This is a genomic window from Halomonas caseinilytica, assembly GCF_001662305.1.
GTDB lineage: Bacteria > Pseudomonadota > Gammaproteobacteria > Pseudomonadales > Halomonadaceae > Halomonas > Halomonas caseinilytica.
The window spans coordinates 166,692-190,208 of sequence record NZ_BDEP01000015.1; the positions used below are offsets into that span (position 1 = coordinate 166,692).

22 protein-coding genes are annotated in these 23,517 nt (G+C 64.4%); 7 read left to right on the top strand and 15 right to left on the bottom strand.

Going from position 1 to position 23,517, the window contains the following annotated elements:
* Positions 1–9 precede the first annotated feature (9 nt).
* Genes A9O65_RS09515 through A9O65_RS17360 form a run of 4 tightly spaced genes read right to left on the bottom strand, consistent with a single transcriptional unit; the run spans position 10 to position 5,832 of the window.
* Positions 10–1,494 (bottom strand): GspE/PulE family protein, encoded by a 1,485-nt coding sequence (locus A9O65_RS09515; RefSeq protein WP_064698000.1) that lies wholly within the window; start codon positions 1,492–1,494, stop codon positions 10–12.
* Positions 1,491–3,578: a type II secretion system secretin GspD gene (gene gspD, locus A9O65_RS09520; RefSeq protein ID WP_064701990.1), complete on the bottom strand. Its 2,088-nt coding sequence runs from the start codon at positions 3,576–3,578 to the stop codon at positions 1,491–1,493. Before gspD ends, A9O65_RS09515 begins: the two co-directional genes overlap by 4 nt.
* A 20-nt stretch (positions 3,579–3,598) precedes the next feature.
* On the bottom strand, positions 3,599–4,075 hold the full coding sequence (locus tag A9O65_RS17355) for a type II secretion system protein N (RefSeq protein WP_064698002.1): 477 nt from the start codon (positions 4,073–4,075) through the stop codon (positions 3,599–3,601).
* On the bottom strand, positions 4,072–5,832 hold the full coding sequence (locus A9O65_RS17360; RefSeq protein WP_175473450.1) for a bifunctional UDP-sugar hydrolase/5'-nucleotidase: 1,761 nt from the start codon (positions 5,830–5,832) through the stop codon (positions 4,072–4,074). Before A9O65_RS17360 ends, A9O65_RS17355 begins: the two co-directional genes overlap by 4 nt.
* A 267-nt stretch (positions 5,833–6,099) precedes the next feature.
* Here A9O65_RS17360 and A9O65_RS09535 point away from each other — a divergent pair, with 267 nt between their 5' ends.
* A complete protein-coding gene (locus tag A9O65_RS09535; RefSeq protein ID WP_064701991.1) occupies positions 6,100–8,241 on the top strand; it encodes a PhoX family protein in 2,142 nt (713 codons plus the stop codon).
* Between the two features lie 62 nt (positions 8,242–8,303).
* On the opposite strand, the gene A9O65_RS09540 is transcribed toward A9O65_RS09535, so the two are convergent.
* The 7 genes from A9O65_RS09540 to A9O65_RS09565 form a co-directional block, all read right to left on the bottom strand.
* A complete protein-coding gene (locus A9O65_RS09540; protein ID WP_064698004.1) occupies positions 8,304–8,717 on the bottom strand; it encodes a GNAT family N-acetyltransferase in 414 nt (137 codons plus the stop codon).
* A gap of 81 nt (positions 8,718–8,798) precedes the next feature.
* Positions 8,799–8,975, bottom strand: coding sequence for a VOC family protein (locus tag A9O65_RS17575; protein WP_175473449.1), 177 nt, complete (start codon positions 8,973–8,975; stop codon positions 8,799–8,801).
* A 6-nt stretch (positions 8,976–8,981) separates the two neighbouring features.
* Entirely contained in the window at positions 8,982–9,191 is a 210-nt protein-coding gene (locus A9O65_RS16980) for a VOC family protein (protein ID WP_082919901.1), read from the bottom strand.
* Positions 9,192–9,322: 131 nt separating this feature from the next.
* Positions 9,323–9,751, bottom strand: a complete 429-nt coding sequence (locus tag A9O65_RS09550) for a GFA family protein (RefSeq protein ID WP_064701992.1) — start codon at positions 9,749–9,751, stop codon at positions 9,323–9,325.
* A 52-nt stretch (positions 9,752–9,803) separates the two neighbouring features.
* Positions 9,804–10,277, bottom strand: coding sequence for a peroxiredoxin (locus A9O65_RS09555; RefSeq protein WP_064698006.1), 474 nt, complete (start codon positions 10,275–10,277; stop codon positions 9,804–9,806).
* A gap of 312 nt (positions 10,278–10,589) precedes the next feature.
* A complete protein-coding gene (locus A9O65_RS09560) occupies positions 10,590–11,939 on the bottom strand; it encodes an MFS transporter (RefSeq protein WP_064701993.1) in 1,350 nt (449 codons plus the stop codon).
* Positions 11,940–12,221: 282 nt separating this feature from the next.
* Positions 12,222–12,950: a murein L,D-transpeptidase catalytic domain family protein gene (locus A9O65_RS09565; RefSeq protein ID WP_064701994.1), complete on the bottom strand. Its 729-nt coding sequence runs from the start codon at positions 12,948–12,950 to the stop codon at positions 12,222–12,224.
* Positions 12,951–13,121: 171 nt separating this feature from the next.
* On the opposite strand from A9O65_RS09565, the gene A9O65_RS09570 reads away from it, so the two are divergent.
* Positions 13,122–14,762, top strand: a complete 1,641-nt coding sequence (locus tag A9O65_RS09570; protein WP_064702058.1) for a L,D-transpeptidase family protein — start codon at positions 13,122–13,124, stop codon at positions 14,760–14,762.
* 51 nt (positions 14,763–14,813) lie between these two features.
* Here the strand turns inward: A9O65_RS09570 and A9O65_RS09575 are convergent, their stop codons facing one another.
* The 3 genes from A9O65_RS09575 to A9O65_RS09585 are packed head-to-tail and all read right to left on the bottom strand — an operon-like array spanning position 14,814 to position 18,346.
* Positions 14,814–16,046 carry a nucleoside permease gene (locus A9O65_RS09575; protein WP_064701995.1) on the bottom strand — a complete coding sequence of 411 codons (1,233 nt, stop codon included), beginning with the start codon at positions 16,044–16,046 and terminating at the stop codon, positions 14,814–14,816.
* Between the two features lie 33 nt (positions 16,047–16,079).
* Entirely contained in the window at positions 16,080–17,159 is a 1,080-nt protein-coding gene (locus A9O65_RS09580) for a sugar phosphate isomerase/epimerase family protein (RefSeq protein ID WP_064701996.1), read from the bottom strand.
* Positions 17,156–18,346, bottom strand: coding sequence for a Gfo/Idh/MocA family protein (locus A9O65_RS09585; protein WP_064698011.1), 1,191 nt, complete (start codon positions 18,344–18,346; stop codon positions 17,156–17,158). Before A9O65_RS09585 ends, A9O65_RS09580 begins: the two co-directional genes overlap by 4 nt.
* 230 nt (positions 18,347–18,576) lie before the next feature.
* Between A9O65_RS09585 and A9O65_RS09590 the strand changes: the two genes are divergently transcribed.
* Complete coding sequence (locus A9O65_RS09590) at positions 18,577–19,575, top strand: LacI family DNA-binding transcriptional regulator (protein WP_064698012.1); 999 nt, start codon at positions 18,577–18,579, stop codon at positions 19,573–19,575.
* 61 nt (positions 19,576–19,636) lie between these two features.
* On the opposite strand, the gene A9O65_RS09595 is transcribed toward A9O65_RS09590, so the two are convergent.
* The gene (locus A9O65_RS09595; protein WP_170862749.1) at positions 19,637–19,888 is read right to left on the bottom strand and encodes a YjiS-like domain-containing protein; all 252 of its coding nucleotides are present in this window, start codon (positions 19,886–19,888) and stop codon (positions 19,637–19,639) included.
* Between the two features lie 279 nt (positions 19,889–20,167).
* On the opposite strand from A9O65_RS09595, the gene A9O65_RS09600 reads away from it, so the two are divergent.
* The 4 genes from A9O65_RS09600 (at position 20,168) to A9O65_RS09615 (ending at position 23,515) form a co-directional block, all read left to right on the top strand.
* Entirely contained in the window at positions 20,168–21,067 is a 900-nt protein-coding gene (locus A9O65_RS09600) for a LysR substrate-binding domain-containing protein (RefSeq protein WP_064701997.1), read from the top strand.
* A 111-nt stretch (positions 21,068–21,178) separates the two neighbouring features.
* Positions 21,179–21,556, top strand: coding sequence for a YciI family protein (locus A9O65_RS09605; RefSeq protein WP_064698015.1), 378 nt, complete (start codon positions 21,179–21,181; stop codon positions 21,554–21,556).
* A 12-nt stretch (positions 21,557–21,568) separates the two neighbouring features.
* Entirely contained in the window at positions 21,569–21,982 is a 414-nt protein-coding gene (locus tag A9O65_RS09610; RefSeq protein WP_064698016.1) for a VOC family protein, read from the top strand.
* A 228-nt stretch (positions 21,983–22,210) separates the two neighbouring features.
* Positions 22,211–23,515 (top strand): RNA polymerase sigma factor, encoded by a 1,305-nt coding sequence (locus A9O65_RS09615; protein ID WP_082919903.1) that lies wholly within the window; start codon positions 22,211–22,213, stop codon positions 23,513–23,515.
* Positions 23,516–23,517 lie beyond the last annotated feature (2 nt).

Sequence of the window (23,517 nt, forward strand, 5' to 3'; positions counted from 1 at the left end):
GTGAAGATGTCATTGGTGGATGGCACGCAGTACCTCCTCGAGGCTGGTGTCGCCATCGGTGAGGCGTTCCAGGGCCGCATCGGCCAGCGATCCGGCCTGCTGGAAGGCCTGGCGGGCCAGCTCGGCTTCGCTGGCGCCGTCGTGGATCATGGCGGCCAGGGTGTCGTCGATGGCGATGAACTCGTAGAGCCCCAGGCGTCCTCGGTAGCCGGTCTGGTCGCAGGCGTCGCAGCCGCCCGGTTCGGCAAGGCGGGCGAGGGTTTCGAGCCCCTGGAACTGTCGGCACTCGGCGTCAGTGGGGGAGCGCCAGCGGCGGCAGTCGGGGCACAGTCGACGGACCAGGCGTTGCGCCATGACGCCCTTGAGGCTGGTGGCCAGCAGGAAGGGCTCTATGCCCATGTCGCGCAGTCGGGCGATGGCGCCGAGGGCACTGTTGGTGTGCAGCGTCGAGAGCACGAGGTGGCCCGTCAGGCTCGATTGCACGGCGGTCGCGGCGGTTTCCAGGTCGCGGATCTCGCCGATCATGATGACATCGGGATCCTGGCGCAAAATGGCGCGCAGCCCGCGGGCGAAGGTGACGCCGGCATGCGGGTTGACCGGCGTCTGGCCAATGCCGGGCAGGGCGTACTCCACCGGATCCTCGACGGTGAGAATGTTGCGCCGGCGATCGTTGAGTGCGGTCAGGCTGGCGTAGAGGGTGGTGGTCTTGCCCGAGCCGGTGGGACCGGTGTTGAGCAGGATGCCATTGGGCCGCGCCAGGGCGCGGCGATAGGCGGCGAGGGTCGCGGGCGGCATGCCGATGCCATCGAGCGACAATTGGGCGGCCTGCTTGTCGAGCAGGCGCATCACGACTCGCTCGCCGTGAATGCCGGGCAGGGTCGAGACGCGAATGTCCACCGGGCGTCCGGCGGCACGCACGGTGATGCGGCCATCCTGGGGCTGGCGCTTTTCGGCGATGTCGAGCCCGGCCATGACCTTGATGCGCGAGATCAGCATCGGAGCCAGCACACGTGGTGGGGAGAGAATCTCGCGCATGGCGCCGTCGACCCTCAGGCGCACGATCAGCTCGCGCTCGAAGGGTTCGACGTGGATATCCGAGGCACTCAGGCGCAGCGCCTCGGAAAAGATGCCATTGATCAGCCGGATTACCGGGGCCTCGCTTTCGGCATCCATCAGGTCTTCGGTGTGCGGCAACTCCTGCATCAGGCCGTCGAGGTCGACGTGTTCGGCGAGCCCCTCGATCAGGCGGTTGTTGGTCTCGCGCTGGGCATCGTAGAGACGCCCCAGGCGGCCGGTGTAGGCCTCGCTGTCGAGCCATTCGATCGCTGCCGGAGGGCCGTGGCTGCGACGCAGCTCCTGGAGAATCAAGGGGTCGGCGTCGAGTCGGGCCAGCAGGTGGTACCCCTCGGCCTGCCAGTCGATGGCCACGCCGCTGCGCTGGGCCAGTCGATACGGCATGAGACGAGCGGTGGTCTCGGTCTGCGGAGCGTTCATTGCGCCAGGCTCCCCAGGCGGCTGCGCGCCGATGGATACAGCGCCTGCAGGCTGTTGCCGGACGTCGAGGACCCTGACACCGGCGTGGTGGAGGCCGGGGGCAGTTCCGGCAGGGCCTGATCGCTCGGCAGGTTCGCCCTGAGCATGTGTTGTCGCATTCTCGAGTACTGCTGGCGGGCCATCTGCTGGGTCTGCGGGGCATCACGCAGCACGCGGGCGCGGATAAAGACCATCAGGTTGCGCTTGTCCTGGGTATCGCGGTCGTAACGGAAGAGGCGGCCGACGCCGGGAATGTCGCCCAGCAGCGGCACTTTCTGTTCGGCATTGGCATTCTCGTCGCTGATCAAGCCACCCAGGACGATGATGCCGCCGTTCTGGGTCAGCACGGTGGTCTCGATCTCACGCTTGTTGGTGACCACGTCGCTGGCTTCGACCCCTTCGTCGATGGAGGAGACTTCCTGGACGATTGCCAGCCGAATGCTGCCGTCGGCACCGATGGTGGGGCGGATGTTCAGCTTGACGCCGACATCCTCGCGCTGAATGGTCTGGAAGGGATTGGTGTTATCGACGGTGGTGGAGCCGGTGACGAAGGGGACTTCCTGGCCGACCAGGATCGAGGCTTCCTCGTTGTCCAGGGTCGTCAGCGAAGGTGTCGACAACAGGTTTGTCTGGGTATCGCTGCGCAGGGCATTGAGCAGCATCGCAAAACTGATGCCGCCCGAGGAGAGTTGCCCCACGCCGGTGGTGATGCCGTTGAGGTTACCGAGCAGGGAACCCAGGGCTGAGGCGTCCTGGCTGGCCGCCGCGGCGGCGATCTGGTTGATGCCCGGGGACGAGGCGGACGCGAAGTTGACGCCACCTGCCGGGACAGTGCCTTCGCCGCTGATATCGCCGAACAGCCATTGCACGCCGAGCTCCTTGGCGCGGCTTTCGGTGATTTCGGCAATGATCGCTTCGACCGCTACCTGGGCGCGGCGCGTGTCGAGGCGCGAGACGAGTTCTCGATAGCCCTCGAGGGCGCTGGGCGGACCACTCAGGACCAGGGCGTTGCTGGAGGGGTGTACGGCGAAGGCAACGCCATCGAGTCCGCTGCCCGATGGCGTTGCCGGCAGTGACTGGCTCCCGGCCTGGCTTTCGGTAGCGTCGGCGGCTTCGCTCCCTGTGCTCCCATTTCGGGGCGGTATCGCCCGCGATCCGCTGGCGCTGCTGGCCAGATCGCCCAGGACATCGGCGACATCGGCGGCATCGGCATGGCTGAGGGGAATGACCGCCGTGGTGGTGTCGTGATCCTGGGGGTTATCCAGGCGTTCGATCAGCGTCGCGACCTGGCGGCGTTGGCGGCGAGTGCCGAAAGCCACCACGGCATTGGCGCGGGCATCGGCGACCACGGTGGCCGTGTTGCCGCTATCGTCCAGCACGTCATCGAGTGTCTGGACCAGGTGCTTGGCATTGGCATGGGCGATCGGGAAGACCTCGGTGTCGGCCTGGCGGTAACCGTCAAGGCGTTTGGTGAGCCGTTTCAGGCGACCGAGATTGGCCTTCCAGTCGGTCACGACGACGGAGCGACTGCCGGGGTTGGGCGTCAGGGTGCCGACGTTGGCATCGATGAGCGGCTCGAGGATGCCGGCCAGTTCCTCGGCCTCGAGGTTTTCGGTGTGCAGGACGTCGGTGGCGATCTCGTTGCCCTGGGCATCTTCCAGGCCGACCGGCAGGGGCTGGGTGCGTGCCACCTGCTCCGGCACGATGCGCACGCGGTTGTCGGGCAGCCGGACGGTGGCGTAGCCGTGGTTCTGCAGGGTGTCCTGGAAAAGTCCGTAGAGTTCCTCGGCGGTGACCGGCCTGGGGCTTTCCACCGAGAGGGTGCCGCGTACCCGGGGATCGATGACGAAATCGGTGCCCGTGATGTCGCCGACGCCGGCCGCAAACTCGGCGATGCTGACGTCCTTGAAGCTGACGCCATAGACCGGAGCCGGGTCAGTCTGGGCCTGCAGGGAGGCCGAGGGCAACGCCATGCACAGTAGCAGGGCCAGGCGTATGGCCGGGGCGGGCAACAGGCTGTGTCGAGTGGGCGTCGTGACGGTCATGAAAAGCTCCGGATGGGGCATCAAGGCGCGTTCAGCAGCCGAATGCCGGTGGTCTTGGCGTCGTTGTCGTCAGATGCGCGCAGGCGTTCGCGACGACCGTCGTTGTCGAGGATCAGTCCTTGTTCGTCGATGCCCGCCAGCCTCACCCCTTCCATGATGATGTCGCCTGGGCGGACGGCGACCTGGCCGCCTGGCGTGGCCACCACCACCAGGCTGTGGCCGAGCGGGGTGGTACGGAAACTGCCGACGAGGCTCAGGGGCAGTCGGGTATCGTCGAGTCCGCTGGCAGGGCGATGGTCCGCCTGCCAGAGTCGCGAGGCGACGATCGGCAGTGGCGCTGACGAGGACAGCGGCGTCTCGTTGTCCCGAGCGGCCGGCGCGGGCTGGCCCAGCGCGACCACGTCGGCGATGACCAGTGCGGTGAGCCAGGCCAGCAGCATGTTGCTCAGCAGGCCGAGCCAGCGCCGGGAACGCTCCTGTCGGCTGGCGTCGCTCATGAGGTCGGGCGTTGCTCGGGATGCCAGCCGGGATGGCCCTCGACAAAACTGAGTTCGGCGCCGGGCCGCGGTGGCAAGCTGGCAAGGCCGGTGCTCGACAAGTATTCCTCCAGTAATTGCCAGAGTGGCGGGCCAGCCTGGGACGAAGCCTCGGGTAGCCAGGTCACGACCGGGCCCTGGACGCGACCTTGCAGCTCGATGCGCTGTCCGGTCTCGCGGCTGTAACGACAGCGCCAGCCGATGCCGGCCAGGCGTGGCAGGTCCTGGCTGGTATCGAGCAGCATGGGGGTGCCGAAGCAGGCATCGGCCGCGCGTTCGAGCAGGCCGTGCAAGGCGGCGTTGTCGGCATCTCGGCGGGTGATGGCACCGGGGTGCCCGCCACTCAGGGTCAGCAGGTGATCTCGGGTGATGGCCTCGCCCGGTGCCACACGGCGGTCGTGGCGCAGGCCCGGCGCCAGAGCGATGGCTTGCTCGCCGGCGCTTTCGCGCAGTGCCGAGACGATCAGGGCATCCCAACTGCCGCCGGTGGTGTCGCGTCGCCATAACCAGTCGGGCGCGATGGTCAGGGGGCGGTCCAGCCAGTCGCTGTAAGGGGCACGCAGGGTGCGTAACTGGTGCTGCTGTTCGGCAAGTTGGGCGGCGACGTCGGCATCGCGTGGCGACGGGTCGGCGAGCACGAAGCGGGATTCGAAATGCCACCTGCCATGTCGGGCATGGCAGGCGATTTGGAAGACTCCCATTGCCCTGCTACCGGGAAAGCAGAGTGGCACGGTGTCGCCGCCGTGTCTTTCCACCTCGACCAGGGTCGGCCAGAAGTCCTGGCCGCGAGCGGCGACGATCAGGTCGGCGGCATCGAGCCGTTCGGCCAACCAACGGGCCGGGCCACTGCCGGTGTCGGCCAGGATGATCACCAGGTCGGCCTGTTCGCGTGCCGACTGGCTGGCGGTCCGGATGGCGTGGAACCAGTCATCCAGGTTGCGAGGCTCATCCGTGGCGTGGGGGTCGCTGGCGCCGACCACAGCCAAGCGTGCGCCACCGCGCTCGAACAGCGTGAAGTCGGTCACCAGGCCTTCGGGGTTGCGGTCGTCGTCCAGGCAGCCGACGACCGGTCGCGCAAAGCGGCGGTAGAGACCCGCGATGCGATCCGGCCAGAGGTGGCGCTCGTCGCTGCTGACTCGCACGTCGGCATCCAGCCATTGGCTGAGGATCACGCCCGAGTCGCCCTGGGTCAGGTAACCCAGGCCGCCGCCATTCCAGCATTGCCCGTTTTCCAGCGTCAGGAGGCTGTCTGCCGGCAGGCGGCGACGCAAGTCCCAGAGCGTGGCGGCCAGGGCGCTGCTGCCTCCGACTGGCCGTTGTGCGAGGGCAGGTCGGGTCAAGGCGCGCGTGGCATCGGTGGTGATACCCGACAAGCTCTCCAGACTCCGCCCCGTGGCCCATGGTGCCTTCCCCAGTGCCGCGGCGGGGCCCAGACGGGTCGCGGGCGTGGCCGGGTATTCCGGTTGATGGGCATCGAGCACATCGGCATAGAGCAACAGGGTAGGGCCACTCTGGTCCGGTAGGCCGTGGCGAGGAGCGCTGGCACCGGATCGGGAGATCCCCGTGGCACAGCCGCTCAATCCCGAGGCGGCCAGAGCGCCGCCGAGTCCCAGGAAGCGCCGTCGAAAATGACCATGGTCACTCAGTGTCGCAGGAGAGGCATCTTGAAGGGCCGATGGATGAGAAGGAGAGCGATGTTCCTGTGAAGAGTCGGTCATAATGTCGTTCAATCGGAGCCTTTTCCGCCACGGCGCTCGGGCGGGAATTTCCATTTCTTACTTTAATCCAGGCACTTTGCGGTTTTATTGTTACATTCGCATGAAATGTGATGGTCTGGAAAAGCTTTGATGGTTCTTCCATTTGTTCGTCATTTGTTTGTCACCTATAGCCATCAACCTTCCGTGGTCGTGTGAAATGTCCGTTGTCGAAAAGCAAGGCAATATGGCAAGCGGAATCATCAAAAAAATGACGTGGAGGAGACCTGGATGAGCAAGGAAATCGAAGACCATCGCCTGTTGAACCCGAGCAATAACGAGCCATTTTCTTCGGTACTCGAGAAGCACGTATCGCGTCGTCGTGTCATGCAGGGCGGACTCGGCATGGCGGCCATGACGGTACTGGGAGGATTCGGTCTGGCCGGCTGCGATTCCAGCGATGGCGACACCTCGACCCCTGGCTCCGGGAAAACACCGTTGTCGCTGGCCTTCGATGCCGTTCGCGGTTCCCTGACGGATGCCGTCGTTGTGCCGGCCGGTTACACCGCTCAGGTGCTGATTCCCTGGGGGACGCCGCTGAACAGCCAGGCTCCATCATGGCGCGAGGACCTGAGCTTCACTCCACAGATTCAGGCCAATAGCGTTGGCATGCACCACGATGGCATGCACAACTTCGCCCTCGATGAGAACAATGCTTCCAGTAACTTCCTGCTGGCGATGAACAATGAGTACATCGACCAGGGCGCGCTCTGGGCGCCGCAGGGAGGCCCCACCAATGCTGCGGAAGGGGCTCGCCCAGCCGATGAAGTGCGCACCGAGATCAATGCTCACGGTGTCACCGTGGTCGAGGTGAAGAAAGACGGTGAGGGGCGCTGGCATCACATCCCCAACTCTTCTTATAACCGTCGCTTCACCAGTGCCACCGAAATGGAACTGAGCGGTCCGGTGGCCGGCAGCGACTACGTCAAGACCAAGTATTCACCTGATGGCACCAGGACCCGAGGCACCAACAACAACTGTGCCAATGGTTATACGCCCTGGGGCACTTATCTGACCTGCGAGGAGAACTGGCCGGGTTACTTCATCAAGGATGCCGGTCGCGAAATGGATGACAATCGTATCGGAATTTCCGAGGGACGCGGCCGTTACGGCTGGGAAACCGCCGCCGGCGATGCGAGCGAAGTGGACGATGAGTTCGCCCGCTTCAATGCCACCCCGAGGGGAAATGCCGCCACCGACGACTATCGCAATGAGCCGCGCACCTTCGGCTACATCGTCGAGATCGATCCTTATACCGGGGCGCGTGCCGTCAAGCGCACCGCGCTGGGTCGTTTCCGCCACGAAGGCTGCTGGCCGGGCAAGCTGGTAGAAGGTGAACCGGTCGTCTTCTATTCCGGTCACGACTCGCGCAACGAGTACATCTACAAGTTCGTCTCGGATGCCGTCTGGGACCCGGCGGATGCCAACCGGCCCGGTGCCAACTATGATCGTCTGGCGCTCGGTGCCAAGTACATGGACAAGGGCACCCTCTACGTGGCCCGCTTCAATGCCGATGGTACCGGCGAGTGGTTGCCGTTGACCCCGGAGGCGAAGACGCAGGACGGTCGTACCCTGGCACAGGCCCTGGGGCTGGCAGCGGATGACCTGGCCGGTGTGATCATTCATACCTGCGATGCCGCCGACATGATGGGCGCCACGCCCATGGACCGACCGGAGTGGGGCGCCGTGGATCCGGCTTCCGGCGATGTCTACATGACGCTGACCAACAACTCCGATCGGACCGCCGAGGGCACGGCCGCGACCTATACCAATGGTGGAAGCGATATCGACGAGCTGGGCGTGGGCTATGGCACGGCGCCGACCAATGGTCCCAACCCGCGTGCCGACAACAGCGGCGGTCAGGTGATTCGCTGGCGTGAAGGCAGCGACGCGACCCGTTTCAACTGGGCCGTGTTCGTTTTCGGTGCTGCCGTCAACGATGCCGACAACTTCTCCGGCCTGACCGAGCTCAACCAGTTCGCCAGCCCCGATGGCTTGCACTACGATGATCGCGGCGATGGCCAGGGGATATTGTGGATCGAGACGGACAACGGCTACGACAATGTGGCGGATTACACCAACGACCAGGTTCTGGCGGTGGTACCGCAGAACGTCAACCAGGCCGAGGGTGATGCTGCCGTGATCGGTGGTGGCGACCAGGCGCAACTCAAGCGCTTTGCTGTGGGGCCCAACGGTTGCGAGGTGACGGGCATCTTCTTCACACCGGACAAGACGGCGATGTTCATCAACATTCAGCACCCCGGGAACTGGCCTTCCACGGAGGATGCCACCGTCGAGACGCAAGGCAGCGTACGTCCTCGCGCCTCCACGGTCGTCATTCAGCGGGAAGATGGTGGCGAGATCGGGGTGTAACGACCTGGCATGCGCTTGCGATGTACCGCACCCCCCGGCCGGAAAGGTCGGGGGGTTTTGTGTCAGGGGGTGAGGATCAGTCCCATGCTGATCCGGTCCTCGGTGTCGAAGCCAAGGCGGCGGTAGAAGTCCGCTACCTCCTCATTGCCACCTCGTATCTGCAGGTTGACCTTGACGCAGCCGAGTTCGCGCAATCGCTCGATGGCGAACTCGACCATGCGCCTGCCGAGGCCTTCTCCTTGTCGTGAATCTGCCACCGCGACGGAGTACAGCCAGCCACGATGGCCATCGTAGCCTGCCATGCAGGTCGCAATGATCTCGCCATCATCCTCGATGACATAGATGTGGTCATCCACCAGTCGTTTGGCGCGTAGCACGGCTTCGGGCGTATTGTAGCCGGTATAGTCGGGAAAGCTGGCCCGCCAGAGGGCTGCTACCCGAGGTTCATCGTCTTCGATGTATTTTCTCGGTGTCATGAGCGTGGGTCGCCGGGTATGTGATGCCTACAGTCTCGCATGCTCTGGCGTGCCGATCATGAGGTGGCGATGGGAAAAGTCTCAGATGTAGGCACCCTTGGTAAACTCGATCAGGCAGAAGCCATGTTCGAAAGGGTCGGAAAAGCTGATGCAGCGTGACCCGCGCCACTCGCGACATTCACTCTCCCGTCGGGCACCGGCGCGTTCCGCACGCCGTACCGCAGTCTCCAGATCTTCCACCACGCAGTCGAGGTGCACCGGTGTCTAGTGCCGCCTGTAGTGGCGGGGCATCGATCCTGGCGATGAGGAGGGAGTATCGGCTGCATTCTGCAGCAGATAGAGCCTCGATGAGGTCCCGGACAGTTCGGCGACATCGTCATCGAGGAAGCGGTCGAGCGTCAGGCCCAGGGCATCGTGATAGAAGTCGACGGCGGGACCCAGTTCCGGCACATCGATGTTGACCAGAAGGTGCATGGCGATCTCCTTTGGTTCAATGGAAGCGATGTGTTCCTGCGCGTCGCTCGGTCAGGGTAGAGGTTCCCGATAGCCGTGAATGCTCGATGGGATCGAGCGGGGAATTCCCCGCTCGAGAGGTGGCGAGCCCCTTACTCCTGGTCGGCCTGAAAGGCCTCGAAGACCTGCTGGCCGGTGAGATCCTGGGTGGCGTTGCCGAAGTGGTACCAACCAGGCTTCTCGTCGATGAAGATCTGCGAGTCGAAGGTCCAGGCCTCTCCGGTGTCGACCAGGCCTACCGGTACGGCATAGTGCTCGCCGGTCTTGAGCCGGTAGAACAGGTGAGTGCCGCAGTGTCGGCAGAAACCGCGTTCCGCCCAGTCCGAGGAGGCATAGATGTTGACGTGATCCTCGCCCTCGAGGGTCGCACGGCCGACCGATTCCATGGCAAGCAACGGGCCGCCGCCCCAGGTGCGGCACATCTGGCAATGGCAGGCGGCGACATTCTGGCGCTCGGCCTCGACGGAGAGCGTCACGGCGCCGCACAGACAACTGCCGCGCAGGGTCATGGCATCGTTCATGGTCATCTCCTTGGTGGCCGAGTGTCGGCCATCATGATGTTGCTACGTTCTCTCAGAGCTGTGCCAGGACCGTTTCGGCACTGCTCTGCTCCACGCCCTTGGCGTCGACGCCGAGGTATTCCACCACGCCGTCATTGGCGATCAGGGCAAAGCGCTTGCTGCGCGTGCCCATGCCGCCCGCGCTGGCATCCATCTCCAGGCCCAGGGCGCGGGCGAACTCGGCGTTGCCATCGGCCAGCATGGTGATGCGCTCGGCGTTCTGGTCCTTCTGCCAGGCATCCATCACGAAGGCGTCGTTGACGGCCATGCAGGCCACGACATCCACCTTGTCGAGCAGCTTGTCGGCGTTGACCACGAAACCCGGCATGTGCGTGTTGGAGCAGCCGGGGGTGAAGGCGCCCGGCACCGCGAACAGCACCACGCGCTTGCCGGCGAACAGCTCGCCGGTGGCGATGTCCTCCGGTCCTTGCTCGCCGTTGGTCTTGAGGGTGATGTCGGGAATGCGGTCACCGATGGCGATCGTCATTTCAGGCTCCTTTCACATTGGATGGAGACGGCGAGATGCCGTCGCACTGTGCAGGTTCCAGCATGGGCGTATATGAGTGGCTCTGCAACGTACGAGAGCGGGGATATTATCGTTGGGTTTGACGAGGGGCGCCGGGGACAAGCCGAAGAGGAGGTCCGACGCCAGGGAAGGCGTCGGTAGCGTACAGGGAGGTATTTACAGCGCCTCCTCGCAGGCTTGTCGACGGATCAGCCCCGAGCGATATGTTGCCTGGAAAGCATAAAACGCCCCCGGTGCGTTGCTGCAGCGAGGGCGTATCCGGAAAGGGCGCTATCAGCGCAGCGAGAGGGCGCCGGAGCCGTTGTTGTCGGCGGCGTCGCGATAGGCGGCGGTCTCTTCGGCCTCGACCTCGGGGGAGAAGCGCACCACCAGAGTACAGAGGGCGGCAATCACCACGGCGACGCCGAGATAGAAGAGCCCCTGCTGGTAGGAGAGCGATTCTGAACGAAACAGGAAGCCGGCCGCCACGGCCCCGGCGTTGCCACCCGCGCCGACGATACCGGCCACGGCGCCCAGCGCCTTCTTGTTGACGAAGGGCACGATGCCGAAGGTGGCGCCCTCGGCCATCTGTACGAAGAGGCTGAACACCAGCATGATGGCGATGGCCAGCGCCAGGACCTGCATCTGCGAGAAGAACATCAGGGCCACGCCTTCGCAGAGCATGGCGATGAACAGCCAGCGAACCCGCCCCTTCAGGCCACCGTTGCGGGCGAACAGGTCGGAGAAGACGCCGCCCAGGGTGCGGGCGAAGAGGTTCATCAGGCCGAACAGCCCGGCGATCAGGCCGGCAGTGGCCAGGGTCAGGTCGAAGTTGTCGAAGTAATAGATGGCGGCGATGTTGTGGATGGTCAGCTCGACCCCGAAGCAGGCGGCGTAGACCACGAACAATGCCCAGACGCGGATGTCCTTGGCAGCAGTGACGAAACTGCGGCCCATGCCATGATCCCCGCTGGCCGGCGGCAGTTCGCCACGTGCGCGAAGTTCGTCGAAATTGCCGTCGGGGGCATCCTGGGTAAAAACGTAATAGGCGATACCGCAGAGGAACAGCACCACGCCGGGCACCACCATGGCCAGACGCCAGCCCAGGGCCTCGTTGACGCCGAGCATCAGCAGGCCGGAGAAGATCAACGGCATCAGGATCTGGGTGGTACCGCCGCCCAGGTTGCCCCAGCCTGCCGAGGTGGCATTGGCGGTGCCGACCACATTGGGGGCGAACATGATCGATGTGTGGTACTGGGTGATCACGAAGGAGGCACCGATGGCGCCGATGGCCAGTCGGGCGAGGAAGAAGGCTTCGAAACTGTCGACCAGCGCGATGCTCATCACCGGCAGGGACCCCAGGCACAGCAGCCAGGTGTAGGCACGGCGCGGGCCGATGCGGTCGCAGAGCACTCCGATGGCCAGTCGCACGATCACGGTGATGGCTACCGAGGCGATGATGGTATTGCCTATCTGGGTCTTGGTCAGGCCGAGGTCATCGCGGACCACTGCCATCAGCGGGGCGATGCCGAACCAGCCGAAAAAACAGATGTGGAAGGCGAACCACGAGAAGTGGAAGGCGCGCATCTGCGGTGTCTTGAGGGTGAACAGGCGAATCCTGTTGGCCTTGTTGCGGATTTCCATGGAGAGCCTCGTCGAGTGATGGTCGAACAACACGAGCCGGGCCTTCATCATTGAAGGTCGGGTTCGACGCACTCGTACCGCGAGGGGCCTGGTCCACGTCCACCGCTGCTTGGAAGCTGGTCAAGCACATGGCCTGCCATGATTTTACATGGCGTTTATATTCAGTCACCTATAGCAAAAGATGGGCAGGAATAGGCCGCTGAAGAGAGACGTGGCGATACATGGCGGTGCGCGAAAGCGAGGCGGCGCCCCGCCGTGGTGCCGGAAGGCGGGGCTGTGGCATCACTGCAAGGCGAGGCGGGAGTCGCCGCCGGGGCAGCGCAGGTAGGTGGATTGGCTAAGCCACTCCCGATCAGGATAGTAGGTGAACAGATACTGATGATCCTTGAGGCTGTTGATCAGCGGTACGGCGACTTCTTCGCGTACCGCCGGGCAGCCGTGACTGCGGCCCAGTCGGCCGACCTTCTCGATGAACTCCTCGCTGACATAGTCGGCGCCGTGCATCACGATGGTGCGCTCGTAGGCCAGGTCGTTGACCCCCGGCTCGAGTCCCTTGAGGCGCAAGGAATAACCATTGCGGCCCTCATAGCTGTTGAGGGTACGAAACAGTCCTATGCTGGACTGGTGGCTCTCGGGAATATTGGAGAAGGCCGTGGCCATGTTGTCGCCGGAGCCTTGCCCGTGTGAGACCAGTTCGCGAAACATGAGCTGATCACGGCGCAGGTCGAAGACCCAGAGCCTGGGTTCGGTGGAGGGCAGCGAGAAATCGATCACCGCCAGGCGGTCGGCGCCGGGATCGGCGCAGTTCAGGGCCCGGGCCGCTAGATGGAGCACGCCGGGGTTGGCGTGAGGGGCCATGCGGGCAAGCTGTTGAGCCAGGGGAGGCTGGTCGAGTTGCTGGGGCGTGAAGGCCCGAACCATGAAATCCCCTGCCTGGAGCGGAGAGGCGAGCAACGTCAAGGCGCCGGTCAGGAATAAGCCGACCAAACGGCGGAGCTTGCAATGTAGCATCCTGCGAGTTCCCGTCGAATGATATTCAGGACCGGTATCGATCCATTGTGATCGTTCGGAGTCCAGTTCGTATTTCCCGTGGCGCTTTTCCATCGTGCGCCATCTGGCATTATTATGACGATACTGGCCTGGATGGCCAATTTTGTCGACGATTCGCAGGGAGGTCACGTCATGTTCGCTACCGAGATTCGGTATACACGCTGCCAGCGCACCGCTTGGTGTCTGGGGATCTGGCTGGCACTGGCGGGGCCTGTCATGGCCCAGTCGGATGCCCCGGGGGCACCGCAGGGCGACCAGGCGCTGGAGGAACAACTGGCCGAGGCCTCCTCTCGACTGCGCAATCTCTATGCGGTGCGTGGTGACCGTCCCATCTGGCGGGATGCCGAGATCGTGGACGCCCTGGTCGAGTCGCTGAAGACGCTGGATGCCGATGGCCTTTCGCCGAGTGACTATCGCCCTGACGAGCTGCGGGCGGCGTCCAGAGCGGCGCTCAGGGAAGGCGCCGACGACGATGTGCGAGCTCGCTTCGAGCTGCAGGCCAGCCGTACCCTGCTGGCCGCCCTGACGCACCTGCAGCGTGGCAAGGTCGACCCGCAGCGCATCAATGACGACTGGGACCTGACCATCGAGCCGCCTTCTCTCGATTTGGCTGCCATTTCGCGGGAGCTGGACGAAGGCGACGTGCCTGCGGCGATCGACCTGGCGCGCCCGCCCTATGAACCCTATGAGCAGTTGCGCGAGGGTCTGGCCCATTATCGGGAGATCGAGCGTCAGGGCGGCTGGCCAGCATTGATGAACGTCGAGGACCCGCTGCGCCCAGGTGACACGGGCACGGAGGTGGCTGCATTGCGCGAGCGTCTGGCGGCGATCGGCAATGATCAGCTGTGGGCCGCCGACGAAGGATATTATCCGGCCATCGAGTTGCAGGCTCCCGAACCGGAGGTCTATGACGAGGCTCTGGTCGAGGCCGTGCGACGCTTTCAACGTCACCACCTGCTGGCCGACGATGGCGTGGTGGGGCCGCGTACGCTCAAGGCCTTGAACATGAGCGTCGACCAACGCATCGATCAGATTCGCGCCAACATGGAGCGTGCCCGATGGTTGCTTCACGGGCTGCCGGAATCTTTCGTGCTGGTCGATATCGCCGGCTATGACCTGCGTTATTTTCGTCCCAACGGCGATACCTGGCGGGCCAGGATCGTGGTGGGGCAACCCTATCGGCGAACGCCGTCGTTGCGCTCCGAAATCACCCATCTGACCATCAATCCGACCTGGACGGTGCCACCGACCATCATGCGCGAGGATGTATTGCCCAAGGTACGTCGCGATCTCGGCTATCTGGCGACCAAGAACCTTTCGGTGCTGAGCCCTTCAGGGAAGGAACTGGATCCTGAGAGCATCGACTGGTCGAACCCCGGTGGAGTGATGCTGCGTCAGAAGGCCGGGCCGAGCAATCCCCTCGGGCAACTGGTGGTGCGTTTCCCCAACGACCACATGGTCTACCTGCACGATACGCCATCGCGTGGGCTCTTCAGTCGCTCACAGCGGGCACTCAGTTCCGGTTGCATTCGCGTGGAAGACGTACTCGAACTGGCGCAGTTGCTGTTCGACGATACCGGCACCTCGTTCGATGTCCGTCGCCTGATTGCCGACGGCAAGACACGCAACGTGCTGCTGGAACATCATGTGCCGGTGGTGCTGCACTACTGGACCGTGCAACCCGAGCCCGATGGCGAACTGTCCTTCCGGCCGGACATCTACGATCGTGACGATGCCTTGATCGAGGCGCTGGATCGACCGGTGACGTTGTGACGGATGCCGGTCAGCTCGCCGGTATGGTGCCGACGAACTGACCGGACATGTTCAGGTGCGGCTTGCCTCGGCCTTCGTGCTGGCGGCGTCCTTGTCCTTGAAGGCCAACAGGAAGAGCAGCAGGACGGCGAGGGCGAAGAGGGCGGGGAACAGCCAGATGCCCTGCCAGTCGTGACCACCGGCAGTGACGTAGTGGTCGGTGACCAGGCCGGCGACCCAGAAGCCGATCAGCATGCCGACCCCGTAGGTGGCCAGGGTGATCATGCCCTGGGCAGAGCTCTGGAAGCGCTCCCCGGCACGGGCATCGGTGTAGATCTGTCCCGAGACGAAGAAGAAATCGTAGCAGACGCCGTGCAAGGCAATGCCGATCAGCAACATGTAGACCCCTGCGCCGGCATCGCCGAAGGCGAAGAGGGCATACCGTACCGCCCAGGCCAGCATGCCGACGATCAGGGTGATCTTGATGCCGAAGCGATGGATGAATATCGGCAACAGCAGCATGAACAGCACTTCCGAGATCTGGCCCAGAGTCATCTTGCCGGTGGGATTGGCCACGCCGATTTCCGCCAGGAAGGGATTGGCGTTCTGATAGTAGAAGGCCAGCGGAATGCAGATCAGCACCGAGGCGACAAAGAAGATCGCGTAGTTGCGGTCCTTGAGCAGCTGTAGGGCATCGAGACCGAGCATTTCCTTCAGGCCGCCTTTGCGGGTCTCTGCCTTGGGGGGCGTGGCCGGCAGGGTAAAGCAGTAGATGCCCAGTACCAGCGAGGCGATGGCACACATCAGGAAGGTATTGCGCAGGGCGCCATCGGCGATGGCCTCGGCACCATCCCAGGAGAACAGGTAGCTGATCGCCAGACCGGCCAGAATCCAGCCGATGGTGCCCCAGACCCGGATCTTGGCGAATTCGCGCGACGGGTCGCGCATCTGACGGAAGGAGACCGAGTTCACCAGTGCCAGGGTCGGCATGTAGAGAATCATGTAGACCAGGACCAGCGGATAGAAGGACGCAAAGTCCTGGGAGCGATACAGGCTGAACATCAAGGCGGCCCCGGCCAGGTGCAGCAGGGCGAGGATGCGCTCGGCGTTGAAGTAGCGATCGGCGATCAGACCGATGATGAAGGGCGCGATGATGGCGCCCCATGACTGGGTCGAGAAGGCCATGCCGATCTGGCCTCCGGTCGCGTCCAGCGTCTGGGCGAGAAAGGTGCCCAGGGTGACGAACCAGCCGCCCCATATGAAGAACTGCAGAAACATCATGATGCTGAGCCGCGTGCTTAGCATGGTGAACCCCCGGTTGTTGTGTGGTGGTGGGTATCAGTTCGTGTCGCCGAGCCCCAGCAGACGCCGGTTGCGCTGAGGATCCGAACCGGTGCCGGCAAAGTCGTCGAAGGCCTTGTCGGTGCGCTGGATCAAGTGTCGGGCGATGAAGGGAGCACCCTCGGCGGCGCCCTGGGCGGCGTCCTTGAGGCAGCATTCCCACTCGAGTACCGCCCAGCCGTCGAAACCGTACTGAGTGAGCCGCGAGAAGATGCTCTTGAAGTCGACCTGGCCATCGCCCAGCGAGCGGAAGCGACCGGGGCGATCGACCCATCCTTGATATCCGCCATAGACCCCGCTGCGGGCATCAGGCGTGAACTCCGCGTCCTTGACGTGGAACATGCCGATACGCTCGTGGTAGCGGTCGATGAAGCCCAGGTAGTCGAGTTGCTGCAGTACCATGTGGCTGGGATCGAAGAGAATCTTTGCCCGGGGATGATGGTCCACGGCGTCCAGGAAGCGCTCGAAGGTGGCACCGTCGTGCAGATCCTCGCCAGGATGAATCTCGAAGCACAGATCGACGCCTTGCGCGTCGAAGGCATCGAGGATCGGTCGCCAGCGACGGGCCAGTTCGGCGAAGCCTTCCTCGACCAGCCCTGCCGGTCGTTGCGGCCAGGGATAGACGTAGGGCCATAGCAACGCGCCGGAGAAGGTGCCGTGCGCGTTCAGTCCCAGGCGGCGACTGGCACGAGCCGCAAGCTTGAGCTGTTCCTCTGCCCATTGGCGCCGTGCCTCGGGTCGGCCTTGCAGGTGAGCGGGGGCGAAGCCGTCGAAGAGCTCGTCGAAGGCAGGATGCACCGTCACCAGTTGCCCTTGCAGATGGGTGGAAAGCTCGCTGATTGCCACGCCGGCCTCGGCGCAGCGGCCGGTCAGTTCATCGCAGTAATCCTGGCTGTCGGCGGCGAGCTCGAGATCGATCAGGCGCGGGTCCACCGTCGGCATCTGTACGCCGCGATATCCCAGCGAGGCGGCCCAGCGCGTGATCGAGTCGAGATCGTCGAAAGGCGGCCGATCATCGAGAAACTGGGCGAGAAAGAGGGCCGGCCCCTTGATGCCATGGGCGAGCGTATTCGTCATGTCGCGGTCTCCGTGTCATCCCGGCGAGAGGCATTGTCGAGCGATGTCCACTTGGCGGTGCTGGCCTGGCTTCTCAGTAGGGCGTCGATGAAGGCCATGCCGCGCAGGCCCTCGGCCATGCCGGGCACGCCCTTGGCCGCTCCACGCTCGCCGCGCCGGATGGCGTCGGCGAAATCGCGATAGAGGTTGGCCAGGGCCTCCAGATAACCTTCCGGGTGCCCGCCGGGCAGGCGCAGACGCTCGAGGGCTTCCGGGGCCAGACCGGGCTGGTCGATGCCCGCGCGCAGCACGCGCATGGGTTCGTCAAGGCGCCGCTGCACCAGGGTGTTGGGGTCCATCTGCTGCCATTCCAGCGCACCGCGATCGCCATACAGGCGGATCTTCAGGGCATTCTCTTCGCCGGTGCAGACCTGGCTGGCCATCAGGGTGCCGCTGGCGCCCTCTGCGGTGCGGAACAGGGCGTCGCCGTCATCGTCCAGGCGTCGCTGCTCACCGTGGATGCCGAGGGAGGCGCAGAGTTCGCTGACTCGGTGTCCCGATATGAACTCGGCGAGACCGAAGGCATGAGTGCCGATGTCGGCCATGCAGCCGCTGGCGCCTGCGATGTCCGGGTCGGTACGCCACCCGGCCTGCTTGTTGCCGGTGCCTTCGAGGTTGGTGCCCAGCCAGCCCTGAGGATATTCGACGTGGATCTTGCGCAGGCCGCCAAGCTCGCCATCGCGCACCAGGCGGCGAGCCTGCCAGACCATGGGATAGCCGAGATAGGTATGGGCGAGGCCGTAGAGACGGTCGCCGGCATCGAGCGTGGCGGCGAGCTGGCGCGCTTCCGCCAGGGTGGTGGCGGCGGGCTTCTCGCAGAAGACATGGAACCCTGCCTCGAGCGCGGCCTGGCTGATGGGGACGTGCAGGTGATTGGGCGTGACCACGACCAACACGTCCATGCGTTCGTCTTCCGGGAGCTGCCGCTCGCCGTCGATCAGGGCCTGCCAGTCGGGATAGAGGCGTCGTGGCGCTAGTCCGCAGGCCTCACCGGTACGCGCGTTGTTGTCGGGGTCGCGACTGAAGCTCGCGCAGACCAGATCCAGCTCGCCGTCCAGGGCGGCGGCCAGGCGATGCACTCGGCCGATGAAGGCGCCTTCGCCACCACCGATCATGCCCATTCGCACGCGCCGTTTCGTTGTTGCCATTCGTCCTCCGCAGGATTGCTGCCTGAGATTGTGTGTCGACCCGGTTGATGCTTTGATGTAACCGGTTACATTTCGTTGAAAGCTAGTCGGCGAGCCGTGCGGAATCAATGAGACCTAGGTCGCAGGGAAGAGACTGGAGGCAACGATGAGCTCGTGGCGACGATGCAGTAGACTGGCCCGCATGGCGACACCGAGGAGTAAGACGTGATCGAGGAGGTTTCTAGCCAGGCATGACCAACATACGCAAGGTGGCCGAGCTGGCCGGTGTGTCGGTGGCAACGGTGTCGCGTACCTTGAAGACGCCCGACATCGTGTCGCCGGGAACGCGCGACAGGGTGCTGGCCGCCGTCGAGCAGGCCGGCTATCGACCGAACCTCATGGCAGTGCAGTTCCGGTCGCAGCGAACCCGCAATCTGGTGGTGCTGGTGCCGACCATTGCCAATACCTTCTTTGCCCGGGTGATCGGCGGTATCCAGGAAGCGGCACAGCGTCGCGGTTACGGTATTCTGCTGTGCAACACCCTCGGTGACGAGCGCGCCGAGCGGGCCTACGCGGGCATGGTGTCGACTCGCCAGGCCGATGGCCTCATCCAATTGCGGGCCTACGACCCCTTCGGTGCATCGAGCGCCGAGGCACGGCCCCCGATGGTGAATGCCTGCGAAGTGCTGGATGAGGCGCCGTGTCCTACCGTCAAGCTCGACAACCGAGCCGCCGCGCGAGCGGTGACCGAGCATCTGCTGAGTCTGGGGCATCGTCGCATCGGCATGATCAAGGGGCCGCGTAACAGCCCCTTGACCCGGGACCGTCTGCTGGGCTTTCAGGATGCCCTGGCGGCTGCCGGTCTGGCGCCGGACGAGAGCCTGTGGTGCCCGGGTGATTTCACGTTGCGTTCGGGGCATCGGGCGGCCGGTGATCTGTTGTCGCAATCCGAGCCGCCCACGGCGATCTTTTGCGAGAACGACGAAATGGCCATGGGCGCCTTGCGGCGCATCAGGGAGGCGGGACTGCGGGTGCCCGAGGACATCTCGGTGGCGGGGTTCGACGATATCGCCTTTGCATCCTTCTGCGATCCTTCCCTGACGACCATTGCCCAGCCGGCCGAGGATTTCGGCCGTGTGGCCGTCTCCTTGCTGCTCGATGTCATCGATGAGCGGGACGAGGCCGCAGACCAGCACTGCATCATGCCCTTCGAGCTGGTGGTGCGGGAGAGCACCGGGCCGAGTGCTTGACGCGGGGCATGTGATGACGCGGGATCGACGGAGGCGGCCGAACCCGCGCGCTCCTTTCTCTTCATGCCGAGTCGGTGGGGTGGCGTGCCCGGCGGCCGCTCAATGCCTGACGGACATCTTCATCGAGCGACTGGCGCGAGGCTCGCTCGATCTCGCCGCGGTCGAGGCCGAGATCGGCCAGTATCCGGTCGTCGTAGGCCAGTAAATTGACGGCCTGGCGTCGGAAATGCCGACGGCGCTGCCATTGACGCACTCGCGCGACGATCCAGCGCTCCAGGCTATCGATCAGCCCCAGCGGGGGCATGGCCGGCATGTACAACGCCGGGAACTGGTTGCGTGACCGGACGCCGCTCCTGACCTGTCTCGTGTCCGCGACGCCGGATTCATGACCTGTGCCACGGCATTGCGATGTGGGACGCGGTGTGTTGTAAGCGTTCATGACAGCATCTCTCGTTCGTGTGCCCCGCAGGGGCAGGGTCGATGGAAAGACTCCAGGGTCGCGACCTCGGTGCTCAGGATGGTGCGGAGTGTTTGTTCAATCCAGCGAAAAGGTCTACATTCACGATTCAGAAATTCTGAAAGGTGATATGCCATGGACACCGCTTCCGCTCCCTCGCATCCCACGGCCTTGCCACTGCTCGATACTGACGTGCTGCGTTCCTTCGTCGCCATCGCCGAGAGCGGCAGCTTCACGCGGGCGGCCAATCAGGTCTTCCGTACGCCATCCGCGCTCAGCATGCAGATCAAGCGTCTCGAGGAGACGCTGGGTCAGTCCTTGTTCGTACGCGAGGCGCGTCAGGTGCGGTTGACGCCCGAGGGGGAGATGCTGCTGGGATACAGCCGCCGCCTGCTGCGACTCAACGAGGAAGCGGTGACGCAGTTTCTGACGCCCTCCCTGGAAGGCACGGTGCGCTTCGGCACCCCCGATGATGTGGGGTCACGCATCCTTCCCCGGGTGCTGTCGCAGTTCGCGCGTTCGCATCCTGCCGTGCAGGTGGATGTCATGGTGGGCCGCAGCATCGATCTGCTGGAGCGCCTGGATAAGGGCGAGCTCGATCTGGTGCTGGCCACGGCGGGAAACGAGGGATTTCCCGCCGATCGCGGCGAGGTCGTGCATACCGAGCCTCTGGTCTGGGTGGGGCGAGAAGGCGGCGTGGCGCTGGAGCGCTCGCCGCTGCCGCTGGCGATGGCCAATCATGGCTGTGCCTGGCGACGTATGGCCTTGTCGGCGCTGGATGAAAGCGGCCTGGCGTATCGCATCGCCTATATCAGCGAGAACTGCGCAGGACAGGAGGCGGCACTGCTGGCGGATCTGGCCGTGGCCCCGCTGCCGCGCAGCCTGGTCCGGGCGCCCTTGAGCATTCTGGGAGACGAGTCGGGACTTCCGCCGCTGGGCGATTATCACGTGCTGTTGCTGCGTTCGGGCCTGTCGGGGGAAGCCACGGAGGTACTGGCCGGCCATGTGATCGAGACGTTCCGGGGCATGCGGTAGCGACGTAAGCCAGGGTGAGCAGGTTGCCTGCAGTGCGTGGTGCCATATGTCGATTCCTGGCCCCGCCAGACGACTCAAGGCTGGACGACCATCAAGAATGGAGAGAACAGCATGAAATATCTGTGTCTGGTCTACAGCGATGAGGAGCTCCTGCACAGCTTGCCGGAGAGTCCAAGGGACGAGGAATGCCTGGCCTATGCCGAGAGCGTTCAGGAAAGCGGGCGCCTGATTGCCGGCGAGGCGCTGGCTCCGGTACAGACCGCGACGACCGTGCGTGTGCGCACCGGCAAGACGACCGTGACCGATGGCCCCTTCGCTGAGACCAAGGAGCAACTGGCAGGCTTCTACATGGTGGAGGCTCGGGACCTGAACGAGGCGCTGACCATCGCGGCCGGGATTCCGGCGGCGCGGGTGGGCAGCATCGAGGTGCGGCCGGTACGCCAGCTGGATGTGCCGGCACGGCCCGTGGCAGCCGGCAAGCGTGGATGAGGAGGGCATGACATGCACATGAATCCCTATCTGATGTTCGATGGCGACTGTGAGGCCGCGTTCACCTTCTATGCCGAGTGCTTCGGCGGTCGCATCGAGGCGATGGAACGTTATGGCGATGGCCCGCAGTGCGATGGCGAGATCTCCTTTGCGCCCGACAAGATCATGCATGCCCGTCTGGTGGCGGATGACTGGATCCTGATGGGCTCGGACTGTCCGCCGAGTTACATGAAGACGCCGCAGGGATTTTCGGTTGCCGTGCACGTCGATGGCATTGAGAAGGCCGAGCGCCTGTTCGGCATCCTGTCGGCCGGAGGCGAGGTCGGCATGCCGCTGCAGCAGACCCATTGGGCCATACGTTTCGGCATGCTGGTCGACCGCTTCGGCACGCCCTGGATGATCAACTGCGAGACGGATTCCCGATAGCGGGCAGCCTGACAGAAAGTCTCCGAGGCTTTCGTCAGAGCGAGGTGCGGCGACCGACCCACGGCGAACTTTGCCGTAACGACGACGCTTTCCTACGCTGATCAAGCGGCGCCAACGCCGAGTGATGTCCCGTCGTGGGGCGTTGGCATGAATCGGTTCGATGATCCGGATGCCTGGCGATCGCCAAACCCCGCGACGCGAGGCAACACGAAAAGGCCGGAGGTGGACATGAGCGCCCAGGTGCATGCCCTGGTCGAGCGCACGTACCGGCACGAGTCTCGTCGTGTCTTGGCGACCCTGATCCGGTATCTGGGGGATTTCGATCTCGCCGAGGAAGCACTGCACGACGCTTTCATGGCCGCGGTGGATCAATGGCCGCGAGAAGGAATCCCCGACAACCCGCGTGCCTGGCTGGTGACGGCCGGGCGTTTCAAGGCCATCGACCGGCTGCGTCGACGGGCCCGCTTCGATGCGTCGCTGGATACACTGGCCGAGCGGCTCGATGAGGCGCCTCGAGGCATGGGAGATCCTGCCGACGTCGAGGCCGTGGAAGACGATCGGTTACGGCTGATCTTCACCTGTTGTCATCCCGCCTTGACGGCGTCTGCTCAGGTGGCGCTGACCCTTCGCGAAGTCTGTGGCCTGACCACCGAGCAGATCGCCCACGCCTTTCTGACCCGGCCGGCTACCGTGGCGCAGCGCATCGTGCGGGCCAAGGCCAAGATCCGGGACGCCGGCATTCCCTATCAAGTGCCCGAGGCCACCGAGCTGTCGGAGCGCCTGGAAAGTGTGTTGAGCGTGATCTACCTGGTGTTCAACGAAGGCTATGCCGCTTCAATGGGGGAGCGGGCAACTCGCGGCGAGCTGGCCGAGGAAGGTGTACGCCTGGGGCGGCTGCTGTTGGGCTTGTTGCCGGATCCCGAAGTCATGGGATTGCTGGCGCTGATGCTGTTGCATGAGGCGCGTCGCGGGTCGCGTACCAGCATGGCCGGCGAGCCGGTATTGCTCGCCGATCAGGATCGACGTCTCTGGGATCGGGACATGATTGCCGAAGGGCGGGCACTGATCGGGCGCGCTTTCGCCACCGGAGAAGTGGGGGGCTACACCCTGCAGGCCGCCATTGCGGCAGTGCATGCCGGCGCGGCCAGTGCCGAACAAACCGACTGGGCGCGCATCGTCGGGCTCTATGATGTGCTGGCTCAAGCCTCGCCATCGCCGATCGTTGAGCTCAATCGGGCCGTGGCCGTCGCCATGCGCGATGGGCCCGAAGCTGGCCTGTTCCTGGTCGATGCGTTACTGGCTCGAGGCGAGCTGGTCGATTATCGATTGGCCCATGCCGCACGGGCTGACCTGTGCCGCCGGCTCGGTGACGATGAGCGAGCCCGATGCGCTTATCAACGGGCGCTGGATCTCAGCGAGCAACAGCCTGAACGGGCGTTCCTGGAGCGGCGGCTGGCGGAGCTGGATGGTATCGGTGTCTCGGAAACGACGACGCCCCATCCCGAGGGTGGGGATGGGGCGTCGCGGCCCTAGGC

What these genes read in the sequence shown, in the direction of transcription:
- A9O65_RS09515 (WP_064698000.1), bottom strand. Translation starts at nt 1,494, where the DNA reads ATGAACGCTCCGCAGACCGAGACCACCGCTCGTCTCATGCCGTATCGA.
- gspD (WP_064701990.1), bottom strand. Translation starts at nt 3,578, where the DNA reads ATGACCGTCACGACGCCCACTCGACACAGCCTGTTGCCCGCCCCGGCC.
- A9O65_RS17355 (WP_064698002.1), bottom strand. Translation starts at nt 4,075, where the DNA reads ATGAGCGACGCCAGCCGACAGGAGCGTTCCCGGCGCTGGCTCGGCCTG.
- A9O65_RS17360 (WP_175473450.1), bottom strand. Translation starts at nt 5,832, where the DNA reads ATGACCGACTCTTCACAGGAACATCGCTCTCCTTCTCATCCATCGGCC.
- A9O65_RS09535 (WP_064701991.1), top strand. Translation starts at nt 6,100, where the DNA reads ATGAGCAAGGAAATCGAAGACCATCGCCTGTTGAACCCGAGCAATAAC.
- A9O65_RS09540 (WP_064698004.1), bottom strand. Translation starts at nt 8,717, where the DNA reads ATGACACCGAGAAAATACATCGAAGACGATGAACCTCGGGTAGCAGCC.
- A9O65_RS16980 (WP_082919901.1), bottom strand. Translation starts at nt 9,191, where the DNA reads ATGCACCTTCTGGTCAACATCGATGTGCCGGAACTGGGTCCCGCCGTC.
- A9O65_RS09550 (WP_064701992.1), bottom strand. Translation starts at nt 9,751, where the DNA reads ATGAACGATGCCATGACCCTGCGCGGCAGTTGTCTGTGCGGCGCCGTG.
- A9O65_RS09555 (WP_064698006.1), bottom strand. Translation starts at nt 10,277, where the DNA reads ATGACGATCGCCATCGGTGACCGCATTCCCGACATCACCCTCAAGACC.
- A9O65_RS09560 (WP_064701993.1), bottom strand. Translation starts at nt 11,939, where the DNA reads ATGGAAATCCGCAACAAGGCCAACAGGATTCGCCTGTTCACCCTCAAG.
- A9O65_RS09565 (WP_064701994.1), bottom strand. Translation starts at nt 12,950, where the DNA reads ATGCTACATTGCAAGCTCCGCCGTTTGGTCGGCTTATTCCTGACCGGC.
- A9O65_RS09570 (WP_064702058.1), top strand. Translation starts at nt 13,122, where the DNA reads ATGTTCGCTACCGAGATTCGGTATACACGCTGCCAGCGCACCGCTTGG.
- A9O65_RS09575 (WP_064701995.1), bottom strand. Translation starts at nt 16,046, where the DNA reads ATGCTAAGCACGCGGCTCAGCATCATGATGTTTCTGCAGTTCTTCATA.
- A9O65_RS09580 (WP_064701996.1), bottom strand. Translation starts at nt 17,159, where the DNA reads ATGACGAATACGCTCGCCCATGGCATCAAGGGGCCGGCCCTCTTTCTC.
- A9O65_RS09585 (WP_064698011.1), bottom strand. Translation starts at nt 18,346, where the DNA reads ATGGCAACAACGAAACGGCGCGTGCGAATGGGCATGATCGGTGGTGGC.
- A9O65_RS09590 (WP_064698012.1), top strand. Translation starts at nt 18,577, where the DNA reads ATGACCAACATACGCAAGGTGGCCGAGCTGGCCGGTGTGTCGGTGGCA.
- A9O65_RS09595 (WP_170862749.1), bottom strand. Translation starts at nt 19,888, where the DNA reads ATGCCGGCCATGCCCCCGCTGGGGCTGATCGATAGCCTGGAGCGCTGG.
- A9O65_RS09600 (WP_064701997.1), top strand. Translation starts at nt 20,168, where the DNA reads ATGGACACCGCTTCCGCTCCCTCGCATCCCACGGCCTTGCCACTGCTC.
- A9O65_RS09605 (WP_064698015.1), top strand. Translation starts at nt 21,179, where the DNA reads ATGAAATATCTGTGTCTGGTCTACAGCGATGAGGAGCTCCTGCACAGC.
- A9O65_RS09610 (WP_064698016.1), top strand. Translation starts at nt 21,569, where the DNA reads ATGCACATGAATCCCTATCTGATGTTCGATGGCGACTGTGAGGCCGCG.
- A9O65_RS09615 (WP_082919903.1), top strand. Translation starts at nt 22,211, where the DNA reads ATGAGCGCCCAGGTGCATGCCCTGGTCGAGCGCACGTACCGGCACGAG.